At 53.3% G+C, this 15762-nt stretch carries 12 protein-coding genes and 1 tRNA gene; 5 read left to right on the top strand and 8 right to left on the bottom strand.

Annotated features, from left to right (window positions below):
- Positions 1-3: 3 nt before the first annotated feature.
- From iolD to DHN43_RS03460, 3 genes are all read right to left on the bottom strand, one after another.
- Positions 4-1836: a 3D-(3,5/4)-trihydroxycyclohexane-1,2-dione acylhydrolase (decyclizing) gene (gene iolD / locus DHN43_RS03470; RefSeq protein ID WP_108817732.1), complete on the bottom strand. Its 1833-nt coding sequence runs from the start codon at positions 1834-1836 to the stop codon at positions 4-6.
- Positions 1833-3773 (bottom strand): bifunctional 5-dehydro-2-deoxygluconokinase/5-dehydro-2-deoxyphosphogluconate aldolase, encoded by a 1941-nt coding sequence (locus DHN43_RS03465; protein ID WP_199914765.1) that lies wholly within the window; start codon positions 3771-3773, stop codon positions 1833-1835. Before DHN43_RS03465 ends, iolD begins: the two co-directional genes overlap by 4 nt.
- Positions 3774-3915: 142 nt before the next feature.
- On the bottom strand, positions 3916-4767 hold the full coding sequence (locus DHN43_RS03460; protein WP_063287371.1) for a MurR/RpiR family transcriptional regulator: 852 nt from the start codon (positions 4765-4767) through the stop codon (positions 3916-3918).
- Positions 4768-5109: 342 nt separating this feature from the next.
- On the opposite strand from DHN43_RS03460, the gene DHN43_RS03455 reads away from it, so the two are divergent.
- The 5 genes from DHN43_RS03455 to DHN43_RS03435 all read left to right on the top strand — a co-directional run bounded on the left by DHN43_RS03455 (position 5110) and on the right by DHN43_RS03435 (position 9564).
- Positions 5110-6036, top strand: coding sequence for a sugar ABC transporter substrate-binding protein (locus DHN43_RS03455; protein ID WP_057465012.1), 927 nt, complete (start codon positions 5110-5112; stop codon positions 6034-6036).
- Between the two features lie 64 nt (positions 6037-6100).
- Positions 6101-7207 carry an ABC transporter permease gene (locus tag DHN43_RS03450; RefSeq protein WP_108817730.1) on the top strand — a complete coding sequence of 369 codons (1107 nt, stop codon included), beginning with the start codon at positions 6101-6103 and terminating at the stop codon, positions 7205-7207.
- A gap of 2 nt (positions 7208-7209) precedes the next feature.
- Positions 7210-7989 (top strand): ATP-binding cassette domain-containing protein, encoded by a 780-nt coding sequence (locus tag DHN43_RS03445; protein WP_057465013.1) that lies wholly within the window; start codon positions 7210-7212, stop codon positions 7987-7989.
- A gap of 184 nt (positions 7990-8173) precedes the next feature.
- A complete protein-coding gene (locus DHN43_RS03440) occupies positions 8174-9286 on the top strand; it encodes a Gfo/Idh/MocA family protein (protein ID WP_063317951.1) in 1113 nt (370 codons plus the stop codon).
- A gap of 202 nt (positions 9287-9488) precedes the next feature.
- Positions 9489-9564: transfer RNA gene (locus tag DHN43_RS03435), tRNA-Phe, on the top strand.
- A gap of 553 nt (positions 9565-10117) precedes the next feature.
- On the opposite strand, the gene DHN43_RS03430 is transcribed toward DHN43_RS03435, so the two are convergent.
- The 5 genes from DHN43_RS03430 to DHN43_RS03410 form a co-directional block, all read right to left on the bottom strand.
- Positions 10118-10882 (bottom strand): ABC transporter ATP-binding protein, encoded by a 765-nt coding sequence (locus tag DHN43_RS03430; protein ID WP_108817729.1) that lies wholly within the window; start codon positions 10880-10882, stop codon positions 10118-10120.
- A complete protein-coding gene (locus DHN43_RS03425) occupies positions 10879-11931 on the bottom strand; it encodes a FecCD family ABC transporter permease (protein ID WP_082830616.1) in 1053 nt (350 codons plus the stop codon). Before DHN43_RS03425 ends, DHN43_RS03430 begins: the two co-directional genes overlap by 4 nt.
- Complete coding sequence (locus DHN43_RS03420) at positions 11931-12920, bottom strand: FecCD family ABC transporter permease (RefSeq protein ID WP_108817728.1); 990 nt, start codon at positions 12918-12920, stop codon at positions 11931-11933. The genes DHN43_RS03425 and DHN43_RS03420 overlap by 1 nt, the downstream gene beginning before the upstream one ends.
- Positions 12921-12929: 9 nt before the next feature.
- Positions 12930-13853 (bottom strand): ABC transporter substrate-binding protein, encoded by a 924-nt coding sequence (locus DHN43_RS03415; RefSeq protein WP_108817727.1) that lies wholly within the window; start codon positions 13851-13853, stop codon positions 12930-12932.
- A 149-nt stretch (positions 13854-14002) separates the two neighbouring features.
- The gene (locus DHN43_RS03410) at positions 14003-15280 is read right to left on the bottom strand and encodes an MFS transporter (RefSeq protein WP_063293301.1); all 1278 of its coding nucleotides are present in this window, start codon (positions 15278-15280) and stop codon (positions 14003-14005) included.
- Between the last annotated feature and the right edge of the window lie 482 nt (positions 15281-15762).

Here is a 15762-nt window from a genome sequence, read left to right as displayed (position 1 = left end):
GCCTTAGTCCCCCAAACGCTGATTGGTCAGCGCATGCTCATAGCCCTTACGAGCTTCATTAACTTCTTTTCTTTTTGATACTTCTGGCACAGCTACATCCCACCAGTGGCCACCTTCCGGCATGGTTGGCAGCGGATCCGTGTCGATCACAATGCAGTAGGACTTGGTGCTGGCTTTTGCGCGCTCCAGAGCTTCACTCAGCTCTTCAATGCTCTTCACGTGCTCAGAGGTTGCCCCCATTGCACCCGCATGTGCAGCAAAATCAATGTTGGATGGCTCAACGTGGTAGGCATCATCCAGCAGGTTGTTGAAGTTGTCACCACCGGTTGCCATCTGCAAACGGTTGATGCAGCCGTAACCGCGGTTGTCCAGCAGAACCAGAATGATCTTGTGACCCAGCATGACGGAGGTCGCCAGCTCGGAGTTCATCATCATGTAGCTGCCATCGCCAACCATGACGACCACTTCGTTCTCTGGCTTGGCCATCTTCACGCCAAGACCACCTGCAATCTCATAGCCCATGCAGGAGAAGCCGTATTCCAGATGGTAACCACCCGGCTTGTCGGTCTTCCAAATCTTGTGCAGCTCGCCCGGCAGACCGCCAGCAGCACACACAACAGTGGTGTCTGCATTGGACGCACGCTGAACAGCGCCAATCACCTGCGCATCAGTTGGCAGCTCATTGCCACCCTCAGGGGCTGCCGTTGCATTTTCAACAGCTGAGAGCCAGGTCGCAAGGTGAGACGCAGTCTCGGTCTCGGCCTTCCAGCTACCCAGGTTTTGGCTGAGAGCCTGCAGGCCAACACGCGCGTCGCACACCAGCGGCAGCGCATTGTGTTTGCCAGTGTCATAAGAAGCTGCGTTCAGCTGCAAAATACGGCGATCCGGGTTCTTAAACAGTGCCCAGGACCCTGTCGTGAAGTCCTGCAGGCGTGTGCCAACTGCGATGATCAGATCAGCATCTTCAGCAACAGCGTTTGCAGCAGAAGAACCGGTCACACCAACGCTGCCCAGATTCAGCTCATGATCCCATGGCAGAGCGGACTTGCCAGCCTGCGTTTCCGCAACGGGTACGTTGTGCGTCTCGGCAAAGCTCTTCAGATCATCCGTTGCCAGAGAGTAGTGCACACCACCACCAGCAATGATCATCGGCTTTTTCGCAGCGCGGATGGCAGCAACCGCAGTTTCCAGCTCAGCTGCATCAGGTGCAGGGCGGCGGAAGTGCAAGGTGCGCTCTTCAAAGAAGCTCACAGGCCAGTCATAAGCTTCAGCCTGTACGTCCTGACACATGGCCAGTGTAACAGGACCGCACTCGACCGGATCAGTCATAACCGCCATGGCGCGTGGCAGAGCTGTCAAAAGCTGCTCAGGGCGCTGGATACGGTCATAGTAACGGCTTACAGGGCGGAAACAATCATTTGCGCTGACAGTGCCATCCTGAAAGTCTTCAATCTGCTGAAGCACTGGATCCGGTGCACGGTTTGCAAACACATCACCTGGCAACAGCAGAACCGGCAGGCGGTTCACGTGAGCCAGCGCAGCAGCAGTCACCATGTTGGTCGCGCCCGGACCAATGGAGGTCGTCACAGCCATCGCACGGCGACGGTTGGATGCCTTGGCATAGGAGATAGCCGCATGGGCCATACCTTGCTCGTTGTGACCGCGATAGGTCGGCAGCGTGTCCTGCGTGTGATAAAGCGCTTCACCAAGACCCGCCACGTTGCCGTGACCGAAAATAGCCCAGACCCCAGCGATAAAGCTGTCTCCCTCAGGCGTTTTCTGGGCTGCTAGATAGCGAACCAGAGCCTGCGCGGCTGTTAATCTGATCGTGCTCATGCAACTTCTTTCTTATCCATTCGGGCCTGCTCCCAGACAGATCCGAGGCCTTCAAATTTTGCAACCATGTTAGCGATGGCTTCTGCGTCAGATATGTTTCCGCCAAGCCACTTCTCAGCAGCCTCAGCAAAAATAGTGCGGCCCACAGCAAAACCTTTCACAAGGTCATACTTGCCTGCAACCTTAAAGCTCGCGCTAAGCTCTTCAGCTGGTGCATCAAGGCCAAGAACAACAATACCGCGACACCAGGGATCATTCGCCTTGATCGCGTCACACGCTTTCTGCCAGCCTGCATCGGTCTTCAAAGGCTCCAGCTTCCACCAGTCAGGGTAAACACCCAGATCATAGAAGCGCTGAATGATGGTCGCGGTGGTATCATCATCAACCGGTCCAACCTTGGACGGGATGACTTCCAGCAAAAATTCCAGATTATTTTCGCGGCATGCATGCGCAAGGCGTAAAATGGTCTCTTCCTGACGGGCCTTCATCTCAGCGCTGTCATCCGGATGGTAGAAGCACAGCACCTTGACCACATGCTCAACCGGCCATTCCGCCAGCTGCGAACCAAGGTCTGGGCCGATCTCCAGCTCCAGTGGGCGAGAGCCTGGCAGTTCAACCGGACGGCCAATCCAAAGACCAGAACCCGTTGCTTTGAACAGAGCTTCCTCACCAAGGCGGCCATCACACAGAATGCCGTAGTCGTCACCACCAGCACGAACCTGCTGAGCAGCTTTAAGGCAAAGCTCTTTAAACTCAGGGATCTTGTCTTCGGATGCGCCAACTTTGGCTGCCATGTCTTCCAGCTGAGAGCGGTGATCGAAGGCAAACACCTTCATGTTGGACCATTCACCCTTGCGGTTGGTAGACCAGTGGATCTGCTCCAGCTTCTTGTCTTTGCGCAGAGCATGCTCGGAGGAACCGTTATCAAGGAACCACTGCAGCTCTTCCCAGCTTGGGTAAGCAGGGGCACAGCCGTGACGGGAGACCGCAAACGCACCACATGCATTGGCATAGGTGAGTGTGGTTTCCCAGGTCTCATCCTTCAGCCAGCCGCGCAGCAGACCAGACATAAAGCCATCGCCCGCACCAAGCACGTTGAACACTTCAATCGGGAAACCCGGACCGGACTTGCCATCATCAAGGCTCGCACCAATCTCGTCTTCAAACACCACAGCGCCCATTGGGCCACGCTTGCAAACCAGAGCAGCCTTGCTGACCATGCGCACAGCATTCAGTGCTTCAAGAGTGTTGGTGGAACCGCCTGCGATATGGAACTCTTCTTCCGTGCCCACGATCAGATCAAACAGGTGCAAGTGCTTTTGCAGCTCAGTGGTCACCTTTTCAGAGGCGATGAAACGCTCTTCGCCATCACCATGACCTGCAAGACCCCAAAGGTTCGGGCGATAGTCAATGTCCAGAGCAGTGCGGGAGCCGTTCTCTTTTGCAAGACGCAGCGCTTTTAGAACAGCAGCTTCCGTGCGTGGGTGCGAGAGATGGGTACCGGTAACAGTCACACAACCAGCTGAGGCGATGAATTCAGGATCAATATCATCTTCGCACAGCGCCATGTCGGCACAGTTTTCGCGATAGAAAATCAGCGGAAACTGCTCTTTGTCGCGAATGCCAAGAATAACAAGGGCGGTCAGGCGATCCTTGTCAGTAACAAGACCATCAACGCAAACGCCTTCTTTAACCAGTTGCTCGCGGATGAAACGGCCCATGTGCTCATCCCCTACGCGGGAGATTAGGGCAGATTTCAGCCCAAGACGGGCTGTTCCGACTGACATATTGGTTGGTGAGCCGCCGACATACTTATTGAATGAAGACATGTCTTCCAGTCGGCTGCCAACCTGCGTTCCATACAGGTCGACCGATGACCGGCCGATTGTGATGACATCAAGTGATTTCAACGGATTCTCCCAATCAGGTAATAGCATTTCCTGAAAGATTACATATTCCAAAAATAATCACAAGTGGAATATCTGTTCAAAATAGAATGAGCTTTGTTCCAAAATTTTAAACAAGCTCACTTCCAAATTCAGTCCTTTGCCGGCTTCCTATTGATTCCTTAGAGATACTCTAGGAGAGGGACGTCCACTTTCGTGCATCGCCAACCGCAACAGCGATAGAAGTGGCAAGACACATGGTTGTGGAGAGTGATCTGAACGCGCCATGCTCCGCCTCATTAACCTCCAGAACGGTTGAAGAAACGCGGGCAATTGGAGACAGAACGCTGTCGGTCAAGGAGATAACAGAGACACCCCGGCCAAAGGCCTTGCTTGCAAACTCAACCACCTCAGGAGAGTAGGGGCTGAAGGTCGCCACAAACAATGCGTCGTTCTCGTTGATGAACTGAACGCGTTCCTCCAGAATGCCACCCGTGTATTCCAGCAGGTTTGTTCTCACGCCCATCTTGCCCAATGTATAGTGTAGGTAGCTGACGACCGGATATGCACGCCGCAAGCCTAATAAGTGTATGTTTTCTGCAGCTGACAGCGCTTCAATGGAGCGCTCAAGAGCGACCGTGTCGACCTGGCGCAGAAGATCATCAAGCGACTGTTTGGACCGTTCTACAAAGTTGCCAAGAATGCTGCCTGGAGTGTTTGTTCCACTCTCGCGGATCTTCGTCAGGCGCTCCGTATATTCAGAGTTGCGGCCAACCAGCTGCCCCTGAAAAATCTGCTGCATCTGCGAGAAACCGTCAAATCCCAGCGTTTGGGCAAAGCGAACAAGAGTAGAAGGCTGCACGCCTGCAGCGCTGGCAATCTCGGCTGTGGTGCCAAGAGCGATTCTGTCCGGATTCGCCAAAGCATATCTTGCGCACTGCAAAAGGCGCTTGGGCATGCTGTCCGAAAGAGTACTTATTCGAGCTTTCAGGCTCTCGTAATCCGAGGGAATGTCTGGGCTAATTGCGTCTAAATTCTGTGTCATGAAAAAAATCTATTCCAAAACTTGAAAAACCGCAATGTACGTTCTATAAATTTGGAATGAATTTTCCGAATTGCTCAAATTTGGATGAATTCTACGATTGTAGGGCCGGTAACACGTGCTCTGTCCATCACCCTTTTAAAGTGCTGTTTCAGCACGGATTTGCCGCAATCAGGCTTGCGTTGATATAATGGGGTGATGGGTGCTTTTGCCCGTGGGACGGCTGAGCACTACAATTCGTGCGGAAACGCATTCGAACTCCAGTGTTTGTGGACGAGATAAACACCGGATTTCTAGGGGAAACCCTGACTTAAAATTGGCATCCGCCAATCTTGGGAGGTTTATATGAAAAAGACTTTACGCGCGTTCGTAGCTGCTGCTGCGATCATGACTGCACCTGCTGTAATGGCTGCTGACATCATTGTTGTGAGCCATGGCCAGGCAAACGACCCATTTTGGTCTGTTGTTAAGAACGGTGTAGACAAAGCAGCAAAAGACAGCGGCGCTAACGTTTCTTACCGTGCTCCAGAAACTTTTGACATGGTGGCCATGAGCCAGCTGATTGATGCAGCAATCGTTCAGGAGCCGGACGGAATTGTTGTGTCCATTCCTGATGGTGACGCGCTCGGCCCATCCATTACCAAAGCAGTGGAAGCTGGCATTCCAGTTATCTCCATGAACTCCGGTAGTGATGTGTCTGCAAGCTTTGGTGCTTTGTTGCACGTGGGCCAGGACGAGTATGACGCCGGTAAAGCAGCAGGCCAAAAGCTTGCTGACATGGGCGGCAAAGTCGGCATCTGCGTCAACCAGGAAGTGGGCAACGTGTCCCTCGATCTGCGCTGTGACGGTTTTGCAGCTGGCTTTGGCGGCAAAGTAACTGTTGTTCCAACAAACAACGATCCAGCTGAAGTTGAAGCGAAGATCAAGGCAACTCTGGAATCCAACGAAGACATCGACACCATCATGGGTCTTGGTGCATCTCTCGTGGGTGAGCCAGCAGTGGCAGCTGTTGAAGCAGTTGGACGCACTGGCGAAGTAAACGTTGCAACCTTCGACATGTCCGCAGGCTTCCTGCAGTCAGTTGCTGACGGTAAAGCAGCATTTGCAATCGACCAGCAGCAGTTCCTTCAGGGCTACCTGCCTGTTATCTTCCTCGCTCTCAATGCAGAGTACGGACTTATCCCTGGTGGCAACGTTCCATCTGGTCCAAACCTGATCACCGCTGATAAAGCCGGTCAGGTTGTAGAGCTGTCCGCTCAAGGCATCCGTTAAGGAGCTTTGCTGTGGGAGGGGTGCATGCATCCCTCTCACTTCATGCAAAACTGAGGGAAATAAAATGTCCGATCTTGCTGTTGAGAGCGCGGACGAAAGAGTAAAAAACGTCTCGCTCATCTCCCGGCTCATGAAGCGTCCTGAACTCGGCGCCATTGCTGGCCTTGCTCTCGTAACAATCTTTTTTCTTTTTACTGCTGACCCTAAGATGTTCACCCTCGCGGGGATCCTGAACTTCATGACGCCTGCTGCCCAACTCGGCATTCTGGCTATTGGGGCAGCACTTCTCATGATCGGCGGTGAGTTTGATCTCTCCGTTGGCTCTATGGTTGCGTTCACAGGCCTGATTTTCGGCGCGGCAATGGTCACCTTCGACCTGCCACTCTATGCAGCGATTATTGTCACTTTCATCGTGGCAGCTGCAATGGGTGCCATCAACGGACAGATCGTCATCCGTACGGGCTTACCGTCTTTCATTGTAACGCTTGCGTTCCTGTTTATCCTGCGCGGCCTGTCTCTGGTTGGCCTCAAAGCGGCAACCGGCGGCTCAACTCAGCTGCGCGGTATCCGTGCAGAATTTGAAGGCAGCTGGCTTGCTGACTTCTTTAGCGGAGAAGCGTTCACACCATTCTTCTACTGGCTGGCCGAAGCGGGCTGGATCGACACCTTCAAGTCCGGCAAGCCAAAAGTAGACGGCATTCCGGTTGATATTCTCTGGTTTGTCTTGCTGGCTCTTCTGGCAACTTGGGTTCTGCTTCGCTCCCCATTTGGCAGCTGGATCTTTGCAGCAGGTGGTGACAGCAACGCAGCAAGTAATTCCGGCGTGCCAGTGCGCAAGGTCAAGATGTACCTGTTCATGTTCACTGCATGCTGTGCAGCTCTTGTCGCAATCCTGACTGTTATGGATGCAGGCTCAACGGACGCCCGCCGTGGTTTCCAGAAGGAGTTTGAGGCAATCATTGCAGCGGTGATCGGCGGCTGTTTGCTGACAGGCGGTTACGGCTCCGCAATCGGTGCCTTCTTCGGCTCCATCATCTTCGGAATGGTGCTTATCGGCCTCAGCTACACCAATATCGATCAGGACTGGTATCTGGTCTTCCTCGGTTCCATGCTGCTGATCGCGGTGTTGTTTAACAACATGATCCGCAAGCGCGTCACAGGGGAGCGCTGATCATGACGACACCTATTGTTGAGATGAAGAACATCGAAAAGCATTTTGGCTCTGTCATTGCTTTGGCTGGTGTTTCGTTCTCCGTCATGCCCGGCGAAGTGCATTGTCTGCTTGGTGACAATGGTGCAGGTAAATCCACCTTCATCAAAACCATGTCCGGCGTGCACAAGCCAAGCAAAGGCGAGATCGTCGTTGATGGTCAAAAGCAGGTCTTTGAAAGCCCGCGTGATGCAATGAATGCAGGTATTGCAACGGTGCACCAGGACCTTGCGATGATCCCGCTCATGTCCATCACCCGCAACTTCTGGCTTGGCCGTGAGCCGGTCAAAAAGTTCGGCCCGATCTCTTATTTCGACCATAAGTACGCAAACGAAGTCACTATGGAAGAAATGTCCAAGATGGGCATTAATCTGCGCGAACCGGATCAGGCTGTGGGCACACTGTCCGGCGGCGAACGTCAGACAGTCGCAATCTCGCGCGCCGTGTATTTCGGCGCGAAAGTCCTCATCCTCGACGAGCCGACCTCTGCTCTGGGTGTACGCCAGACGTCAAACGTGCTCTCGACTATGGATAAGGTCCGCAAAAAAGGTGTTGGCGTCGTGTTCATTTCGCACAACGTACGCCACGCCATGGCAGTGGGAGACCGCTTCACAGTGCTGAACAGGGGGCAAACCCTCGGTACTGCGAAGAAAGGCGAAATCACCGCTGAAGAACTTCAAGATCTCATGGCTGGCGGGCAAGAGCTTGCCAGTTTGGAGGCATCATTGGGCGGCACTGTGTGATGTGTATTCCTGAAAATCCTCTGTCGGTTTTCGGGTCAGGCATACGCAACATTCAGAATGTTCAGTGAGACACTGAGGAGCGGCATTACCCGATCGTGCCGCTCCTTCATTTTATCAATGCCCCGTTCATAACGCGTTCTATTCCAATGAACTCTATTCTAGGGGCACTTCCAGGATTACTGAGATGGAAAAAATCGGCGTAGGTCTGATTGGAACCGGATACATGGGCAAATGTCATGCTCTGGCATGGAATGCTGTATCCGGTGTGTTTGGTGGTGAGCTGAAGCCAGAGTTGGTGACGCTTGCTGAGGTGAATGAAGAACTGGCAGCAGCACGCGCAAAAGACTTTGGCTTTGCCAAGTCTACGGGCAACTGGCGCGATATGCTGGCCGATCCGGATATTCACATTATCTCGATTACCACGCCGAATGAGTTCCACCCGGAAATGGCAATCGCAGCTCTGGAAGCGGGCAAGCACGTCTACTGCGAAAAGCCAATGGCTCCGTCCTATGCGGATGCGCAGAAAATGCTGGAAGCCTCCCGCAAATCCGGTAAGAAGACCTTCCTTGGTTATAACTACATCCAGAACCCCATGATGCGCCGCATCCGCGACCTGCTGAACTCAGGCGAAATCGGCGATGTACTTCAGATCCGTCTTGAGATGGACGAAGACTTCATGGCCAACCCGGATGATGAATGGGGCATGAAAAGCGGATTGGCCTCCGGCTTTGGCGCACTGGATGACTTCGGCGTGCACACCATGTCCTTGCTCATGGCGCTGGATCTGCGCATTGCCAAAGTCATGTGTCACATGACCAAGCCGTACGCGACCCGCAAGGACGCTGCTGGCAACGACAAAGCCGTTGAAACCTTTGATGCAGCCACCGTGCTGTTTGAACTGGAAAATGGCGGCAACGGCACCCTCCAGCTCAACCGCTCCGCATGGGGACGTAAAGGCCGCATCGCCGTACAGATCTTCGGCTCCAAAGGCTCTATCGTTTATGATCAGGAACGCATGAACGAGATGCACGTCTACAAAGCTGAAGGCGATGTCGCAGGGCAGGGCTACACCACAGTTCTGGCAGGGCCAGCCCATGCGCCATACGACCGCTTCATCCCGGCCCCGGGCCACGGTCTCGGCTTCAACGATCTGAAGATCATTGAGGTCAACGAGATCCTGAAAAGCCTGCAGGGTGAAGACAGTCACCTGATCGACTTCGAACGCGGCATCTTCATTGAAGGCCTCGTCCAGACCATGGCCAAATCTCACGAACAGGCCAGTTGGGTCAGCGTCTAAGTCTATTGAGAGTAGAAGAAAACTAAGGGCGCATGAACAGCGCCCTTTTTTGTGAGCCAGCCCCTTCCTTGCAATACGTTCTGAGAAAAAAAGATTTAACCCCCTAAAAGCCTTTGGGAAAACTCATTGAGGTGCTGGACAGAGGAAATCAGGCGCCCTATAAGACCCTCACCTCAGCGGGGCACACTGCCCAACGCGAAATGCCCGGATAGCTCAGTTGGTAGAGCAGCGGATTGAAAATCCGCGTGTCGGTGGTTCGAATCCGCCTCCGGGCACCACTTATCTCCTTGAAATTACTAGATAATAAACCGAGCATTCGCTCAGCTTTCCAAAGGTTTGACACTTTTGCTCTATCCGCTTGCTGAACTCTTCCCCTCGCAGCGTGATTTCCTTTTCAATGTGGCGCGGCGTGAGGTTTTGCATAGGTGGGTGATATGACGTGCACAGCGGCCTTTTCTCTTTCCCTACAAGCTTTGAACGTTAGAGAAGTCTCAAAGCGTACCCTTTTAACGCTCAGTTTATCGACGGTTTAAGACACGCTCTTTGGAGCTAAATTATCTGCGCCCGAGGCTCTGGCCAGCTCTGCGACTTAAAGTGAGTTTTAGTAGCTCTAAGTCTTGGCACTCTCCGCCAAATTAAAGAGGGATTGTCTCCAATAGAAGTGGTTCGATGTCTCAGCCATTGTCCATGAGATAAATATTCACACTGAGGATTTTCTGGAAAGTCATCGTTAAAGGCATCAAAATCCGAATAACGTTAGGTCTGGACAAACAGGTTTTGTCCCTAGCACTTAATGCGCAGCTTTCACCCGAACGCACGCTGGCCTTCATCTCAAACAGGCGTTACCACCGGTGTTTGAGACACCGGATCAGCGTAAACGCTTGTGTCGATTTCGTAGACGGAGCTCACCAGAGACGGGCTGACCACCTCGTGTGGTGTTCCCTCGGCAAAGATCGTTCCATCACGCATGACGACGAGGTGGTCTGCGTAGCGGGAGGCCTGGGCGATGTCGTGGAGGACGACCACCACCGTGCGGCCCTGACTGTTGAGGTGTTGGAGGAGATCCAGTGTCTCATACTGATAGCGGATATCCAGATAGCTGGTTGGCTCATCCAGCATAATGTAGGGCGTATCCTGAGCCAGACACATAGCGATGAAGGCACGTTGGCGCTGACCGCCGGAAAGGTCTTTTAACGCCCGGTCCTTGAACGTGTAGAGCCCTGAGGTGTGCAAGGCCTCCTCAACAATCTCAACATCCCGCCGGCTGCGAATACCCAGGAGTGATTGATGCGGCGCACGGCCATACCCGACAAGTTGCTCAACATTGATGCCAGTTGGAACCACAGGGCTTTGCGGCAAAAATGCAATTTGCCGTGCAACCGTTTTGGCAGGCAGGCGATGGATTGCTTCACCATCAACGGTGATAGTGCCGCTCTTTAACTTGTTGATCTGGCCGATGGTTTTCAGCAATGTTGACTTGCCGCAGCCGTTGGGGCCGATCAAAGCGGCATAGCTGCCCTTTTGAATGGTGAGATTGATGCCCTTGAGCATGAACTCTTCGTAACCGGAGGTGACGTTTGAAAGAACGATGCTCATGTGCTTTGTCCTTTTTGTGAGCGGCTCATGATCCAGATGAAGTAAGGAGCGCCCAGCATTGCACTCAAAATGCCTGCGGAAACTTCAAGCGGCGGCGCAATAGCCCGTCCAACCGCGTCTGCCAGAACAACCAGAAGTGCCCCCACCAGTGCAGCAGTTGGCAGCAAAAGGCGATGTCGTCCCCCCACAAGAGAGCGGCTGATATGCGGTGACATCAAGCCGATAAAGCCAATCACACCAACCACGCCAACGGAGATACTGGCAAGCAGGGTTGCAACGCCCAACAATAAAAGGCGCATCTTATTCGTGCTTTGGCCTAGTCCGCGGGCGGTCTGGTCTCCCAGTTGCTGCAGGTCCAGTTGATAGGAGAGCACCATAGTCAGACCCAAAAGGATGACAAGTGGCATCCATATCGATTGCACATGCACCCACGTACGAGCCCATAGAGAGCCGGTGAGCCAGACAAGCGGGTTTGAGATTTCCAGCGTTGCGGCTGTCACCAGCAGATAATCAACACCTGCATCGCACACCATGCCAACGGCTATACCAACCAGAGCCAGACGGGCAGGGGAGACTTGGCGCAGATGAGCTGCAAACAGCACCACCACCGCAGCAACAATGCCGCCAAGGGCCGCAGCAAAAGGAAGATAAGTAACGGGCACATTGGGCAGGAACATCACTGTACCCAAAGCAGCCAGTGCAGCACCTGAGTTAATGCCCATGATCTTGGGGCTGGCCAGCGGGTTACGAATGATAGCCTGGACAATAACACCGGAAACAGCAAGGCTTGCCCCGGCCAGCAAGGCAATCAACACACGGGGGAGCCGTGACTTCCAGATAATATAGGTCTGCTTTTGGCCATCAAGATCAAACAGGCTGTTCAAAATCACATCCAGCGGGATGTTAACTGCGCCCACACCCAGACTGAGCATGCTGACAAAGACGCAGGCAAACAACAGCAGCATTTGGACGCGAAAGGCTTTGGTGCTCCGGTGGCTTTTAAAATCTGTACGCCACTGTGCGCCGGAGGCCTCAGAGAGCATGCTCATCAGTCAATCTCCTTGGCCGTGATGGTCAGGTACAAAAAGTAGGGCGCGCCAATCAGGGCTGAAACCACACCCACCGCAGTTTCCTCCGGGAAGTTGATCAGCTTGGAAGCGCCATCAGCAACAAGCATCAAGGTGGCACCACACAGCATAACCGCGGGCACCAGTACACGATGGTCTGTGCCAAAGGCAGCGCGGCACACATGCGGAATGATGAGGCCAACAAACATCACAGGCCCGGCAACGGAAACGGAAACACCGGTCAGGATTGCCGCGAGCAAAATGCCGAAAAGCAACGTAAGCCGTGGATCAGAGCCAAGCCCTTTTGAGGCTGCTTCACCAAGCGCCATCAAGTTAAGCTTATGCGACATGAAGAACGTCAGGAGGCCACCTGCCAGACACCAGACAAGCAGCGGCGTTGCCTGTTTCCAGCGCACATCTGCAATGTCACCTGTGGTCCACTGGATCACGGAGAGGGCAAGTTCATCATCCAGCGTAAAAGTGAACCGCACCAATGCAAACGCAAAAGCGCTGACTGCCACACCAGAAAGAATCAGGCGCAGCGCACTTAACGTGCCCTTGAGGCCACCTGCAAGCGTTAGAGTTAGACCACCGGCAAAGGCAGCACCCAGCACCGCCATGGTGTCGATGTTGAAGAGAACGAGCGAGGGGAACACCAGCCCGATGGCGATGCCCAGAGCTGCGCCCTGATTGATGCCAAGGATAGACGGAGAGGAAAGTGGATTGCGCGTTGTGGCTTGCAGCAAAAGCCCGGCAAGGCCTAGGTTTGCGCCAATCAAAGCGGCAATGAGAGTGCGCGGAGCACGGATGTCTCGCACAATGGAAAGGCTCTGCTCATCAAGCTGAGCAAAGACCGAGTTCAGGATTTGGAGAAACCCGATATCTTGTCGGCCACCTGTGGCAAGGGACAGCGCCGCTCCACCGAGCAGCGCCATCCCCATAAGGCTCCAGTACATGGCAGTGAGTGGCATGTGCGTGGCTTAGTTCTGAACTTGCTTCATAATGTCTTGCAGATCATTGGCGGTCATTTCTGCTGCCACCATGCCGCGCAGACGAGACCACACATGCGCTTCCACGTAAAACACGCGGTCGTTTTTCACAGCGCTGATGTTTTCGTAAAGCGCTTCGCCCTTCCAGCCATCCGCAAAGGCTGGGTTTGCGTAGCGGCCCAGAATGAGAATGTCCGGGTTCACAGCAGAAAGCTGCTCCAGAGAGGTCTTCACGTAGTTGGATTCGTAAACCGCACCCTTGGTTGGCTTCATGCCGCTGGCAAAACCAAAACCTTTCAACACTGAGCCATTGTAGGAAACTGGGGAATGCAACCACAGACCCTTTGCGTTGGTCACACCAAACTGGATCTTGTAGTCGCCAGCCTTTTCAAACTGCGCGCCAATCTCAGCCATTTTGGCTTTATGCGCTTCAACGCGGGCTTTCATCTCATCTGCCTTGCCAACGGCAGCGCCAATCGCTTCCAGCTGCGCAATTGCAGAAGGGTAGTCACCACCCAGACTGTCAAAGACAACCGTCGGTGCAATTTCAGAAAGCGTGTCATAAGCGGCTGTATGCCGGGTCTTGTCGGCAATGATCAGGTCTGGACCCAAGGATGCAATCACTTCAAGACTTGGTGTCTTACGGGTGCCAACAGAAACCCAGTCCTGCCCAATCTTATCCGTATAGGCGCTGATGATGCGCTCACGTTTCTTATCATCCGCCACACCCACAGGAGCAACGCCAACGGCAGCCAGCGCATCAACAAAGCTATATTCCAGCACAACAATACGCTGAGGTTGATCAGGAACAGTGGTGGTTCCCAGCTCGTGTTTTACATCACGCGCGGACGCTCCAAAGGCAACAAGAGTTGAAAGGGCACCAGCGAAGGCGGCTGCGAAAAGATTGGTTTTCATCGGCTTGACTTCTCATAAGGACGGGCAATAGCAAAGGTTGTAGGGTGAGCTATTGTATACCTGATAATTATAGTCAAGTTTAAATAAGAGTTTTTACCTCATATTTATTCGATAACGCAGACATCCTGCAAATGCCTGCGCATAACCACTTAAGACGAAGGTTGTTCTGACAGCTCGTCCACTTCCATCTCCTTGGCAACTTCTTCATCAGCAAGAATAATCGTTTGCGGTGTGGCCGTGCGTGTTGGCGCAGAAGGCACAAACACACTCTTCTCGCTCTCTGCAACAGCAGAACGCTGTGTGAGGCGCCATAAGGTAAAGGCAAGAATAAGCGCATGGGCTGCAAACGTGGACATGAACAGGCCGATAGACCCGAAAACGCTCATCAACACGCCGCCCAAAAATGGCCCGATCATGGACCCCACGCCAAGCATCAGCAACAAACCACCGCTGGTCTGCATCGCATCCCCCGCATCTGCATGGTCATTCGCGTGGGCAACCAGCACCGGGTAGAACGTGTAAATCGCAGCGCCAAAAATTACCGCTGAGGCAATGGCGATGTTGGCACTGCTGGTATCCGCAAACAGGAAGATGGAGTCCGCAGCCAAGGCAACCACCGCAATCGCAATGACGACGTAGCGGCGGTCCGTGCGGTCTGAGATCATGCCGATTGGGACCTGCGCAAAGGCGCCAGCCAAAATGGATGAACTCACAAACAACGTGATGCTGGCAATCGGCAGTCCAACTTTCCCGCCATATACCGCCGCCAACGTTCCAAAACTGCCGTTGGAAACGCCAGTCAGAACAACAGCAACCACGGCAACGGGAGAGTTACGCCACAGCCGCCGTATATCCAGTTTGACCTGTGCAAGGGGAGCCGGAGCAGGGGTGCGCGTGACAGCTGTCGGGATAAGCGCCACCACATAAAACATGGAGGCAATCACAAAGAACTCGAACCCATCAATCGGACCCATGGAAAGAACCACCTGCCCACCCGTGGTCGCAGCAAGGTTCACCATGGTGTAAGTGCCAAAAACAACCCCGCGATTGCTTGGGTCAGAGCGTTCCGTCAACCAGCTTTCCACGATCATGGCCGCCCCGGCAAAAGCAAACCCTGCCACGGAGCGAAAGGCAATCCATGCAATGGGATCAACCATGAGGGAAGAGGCCAGAACTGACAAGCACGCCAAAGACGCCATCACACCAAAGGCCCGAATATGCCCCGCCCGCTGCACGATCTTCGGCACACTCAGGCAGCCAGTCACATACCCAATTGCCCAGCCAGTCCCCAACAGACCGAGAGAAAGAGAGGAGAAGCCCTCAAACGTACCTCTAAGCGGCAAATGCATACCGGTAACACCACCGGCAAAAAACAGGAAGGCAGAGCCCAAAAGCAAAGAGGCGATAGGAAGCAGAAACTGACGCATGACAACGACCCGGAAGCTGGGCAAGTATCCCCGAAAATACTTACCCCGAAAAACACCAGGGAGGATAAGAGCACAACTCCCCCAAAAACGCGACAGCTTTATACTTACTCCCCTGCTTGAGAACACCTTTTCACGAAACAGCGAGAACAATCACGGAAACTAGTAATGGAAAGCTGGAAGGAAACGACTGCCTTCTAAAACTCTGAAGCAAGGAAGGAAATGGAAGTGTTCTGATTATGTTTGGCTTGAATAACGTCTTAGTTAAACATCATGTATCTGTGAGGGATGTATAGAAATGGTGGCATTTTAATTAATTAATATTTCTCAATAAGAGGGACGTAATTGGCTGTTTTTTGTGAGTAAAATTAATCTATTTGCGGGAGCTGATACCGAAAGAACACAGGGTACTGCGACTTGCCTGACAATCCAACCAGATATCGAATTGAACGTGGAGATTCGAAAAAATATTTGTTAGTTGTACC

It is taken from the genome of Pseudovibrio sp. Alg231-02, assembly GCF_900143565.1.
Classification (GTDB): domain Bacteria; phylum Pseudomonadota; class Alphaproteobacteria; order Rhizobiales; family Stappiaceae; genus Pseudovibrio.
Note: the sequence above shows the minus strand (reverse complement) of the source record. Positions and strands in the feature narration are given on the sequence as shown.

Excerpts from the sequence above, each read along its gene's own strand:
- iolD (WP_108817732.1), bottom strand. The coding sequence starts at position 1,836 with ATGAGCACGATCAGATTAACAGCCGCGCAGGCTCTGGTTCGCTATCTA.
- DHN43_RS03465 (WP_199914765.1), bottom strand. The coding sequence starts at position 3,773 with ATGCTATTACCTGATTGGGAGAATCCGTTGAAATCACTTGATGTCATC.
- DHN43_RS03460 (WP_063287371.1), bottom strand. The coding sequence starts at position 4,767 with ATGACACAGAATTTAGACGCAATTAGCCCAGACATTCCCTCGGATTAC.
- DHN43_RS03455 (WP_057465012.1), top strand. The coding sequence starts at position 5,110 with ATGAAAAAGACTTTACGCGCGTTCGTAGCTGCTGCTGCGATCATGACT.
- DHN43_RS03450 (WP_108817730.1), top strand. The coding sequence starts at position 6,101 with ATGTCCGATCTTGCTGTTGAGAGCGCGGACGAAAGAGTAAAAAACGTC.
- DHN43_RS03445 (WP_057465013.1), top strand. The coding sequence starts at position 7,210 with ATGACGACACCTATTGTTGAGATGAAGAACATCGAAAAGCATTTTGGC.
- DHN43_RS03440 (WP_063317951.1), top strand. The coding sequence starts at position 8,174 with ATGGAAAAAATCGGCGTAGGTCTGATTGGAACCGGATACATGGGCAAA.
- DHN43_RS03430 (WP_108817729.1), bottom strand. The coding sequence starts at position 10,882 with ATGAGCATCGTTCTTTCAAACGTCACCTCCGGTTACGAAGAGTTCATG.
- DHN43_RS03425 (WP_082830616.1), bottom strand. The coding sequence starts at position 11,931 with ATGAGCATGCTCTCTGAGGCCTCCGGCGCACAGTGGCGTACAGATTTT.
- DHN43_RS03420 (WP_108817728.1), bottom strand. The coding sequence starts at position 12,920 with ATGCCACTCACTGCCATGTACTGGAGCCTTATGGGGATGGCGCTGCTC.
- DHN43_RS03415 (WP_108817727.1), bottom strand. The coding sequence starts at position 13,853 with ATGAAAACCAATCTTTTCGCAGCCGCCTTCGCTGGTGCCCTTTCAACT.
- DHN43_RS03410 (WP_063293301.1), bottom strand. The coding sequence starts at position 15,280 with ATGCGTCAGTTTCTGCTTCCTATCGCCTCTTTGCTTTTGGGCTCTGCC.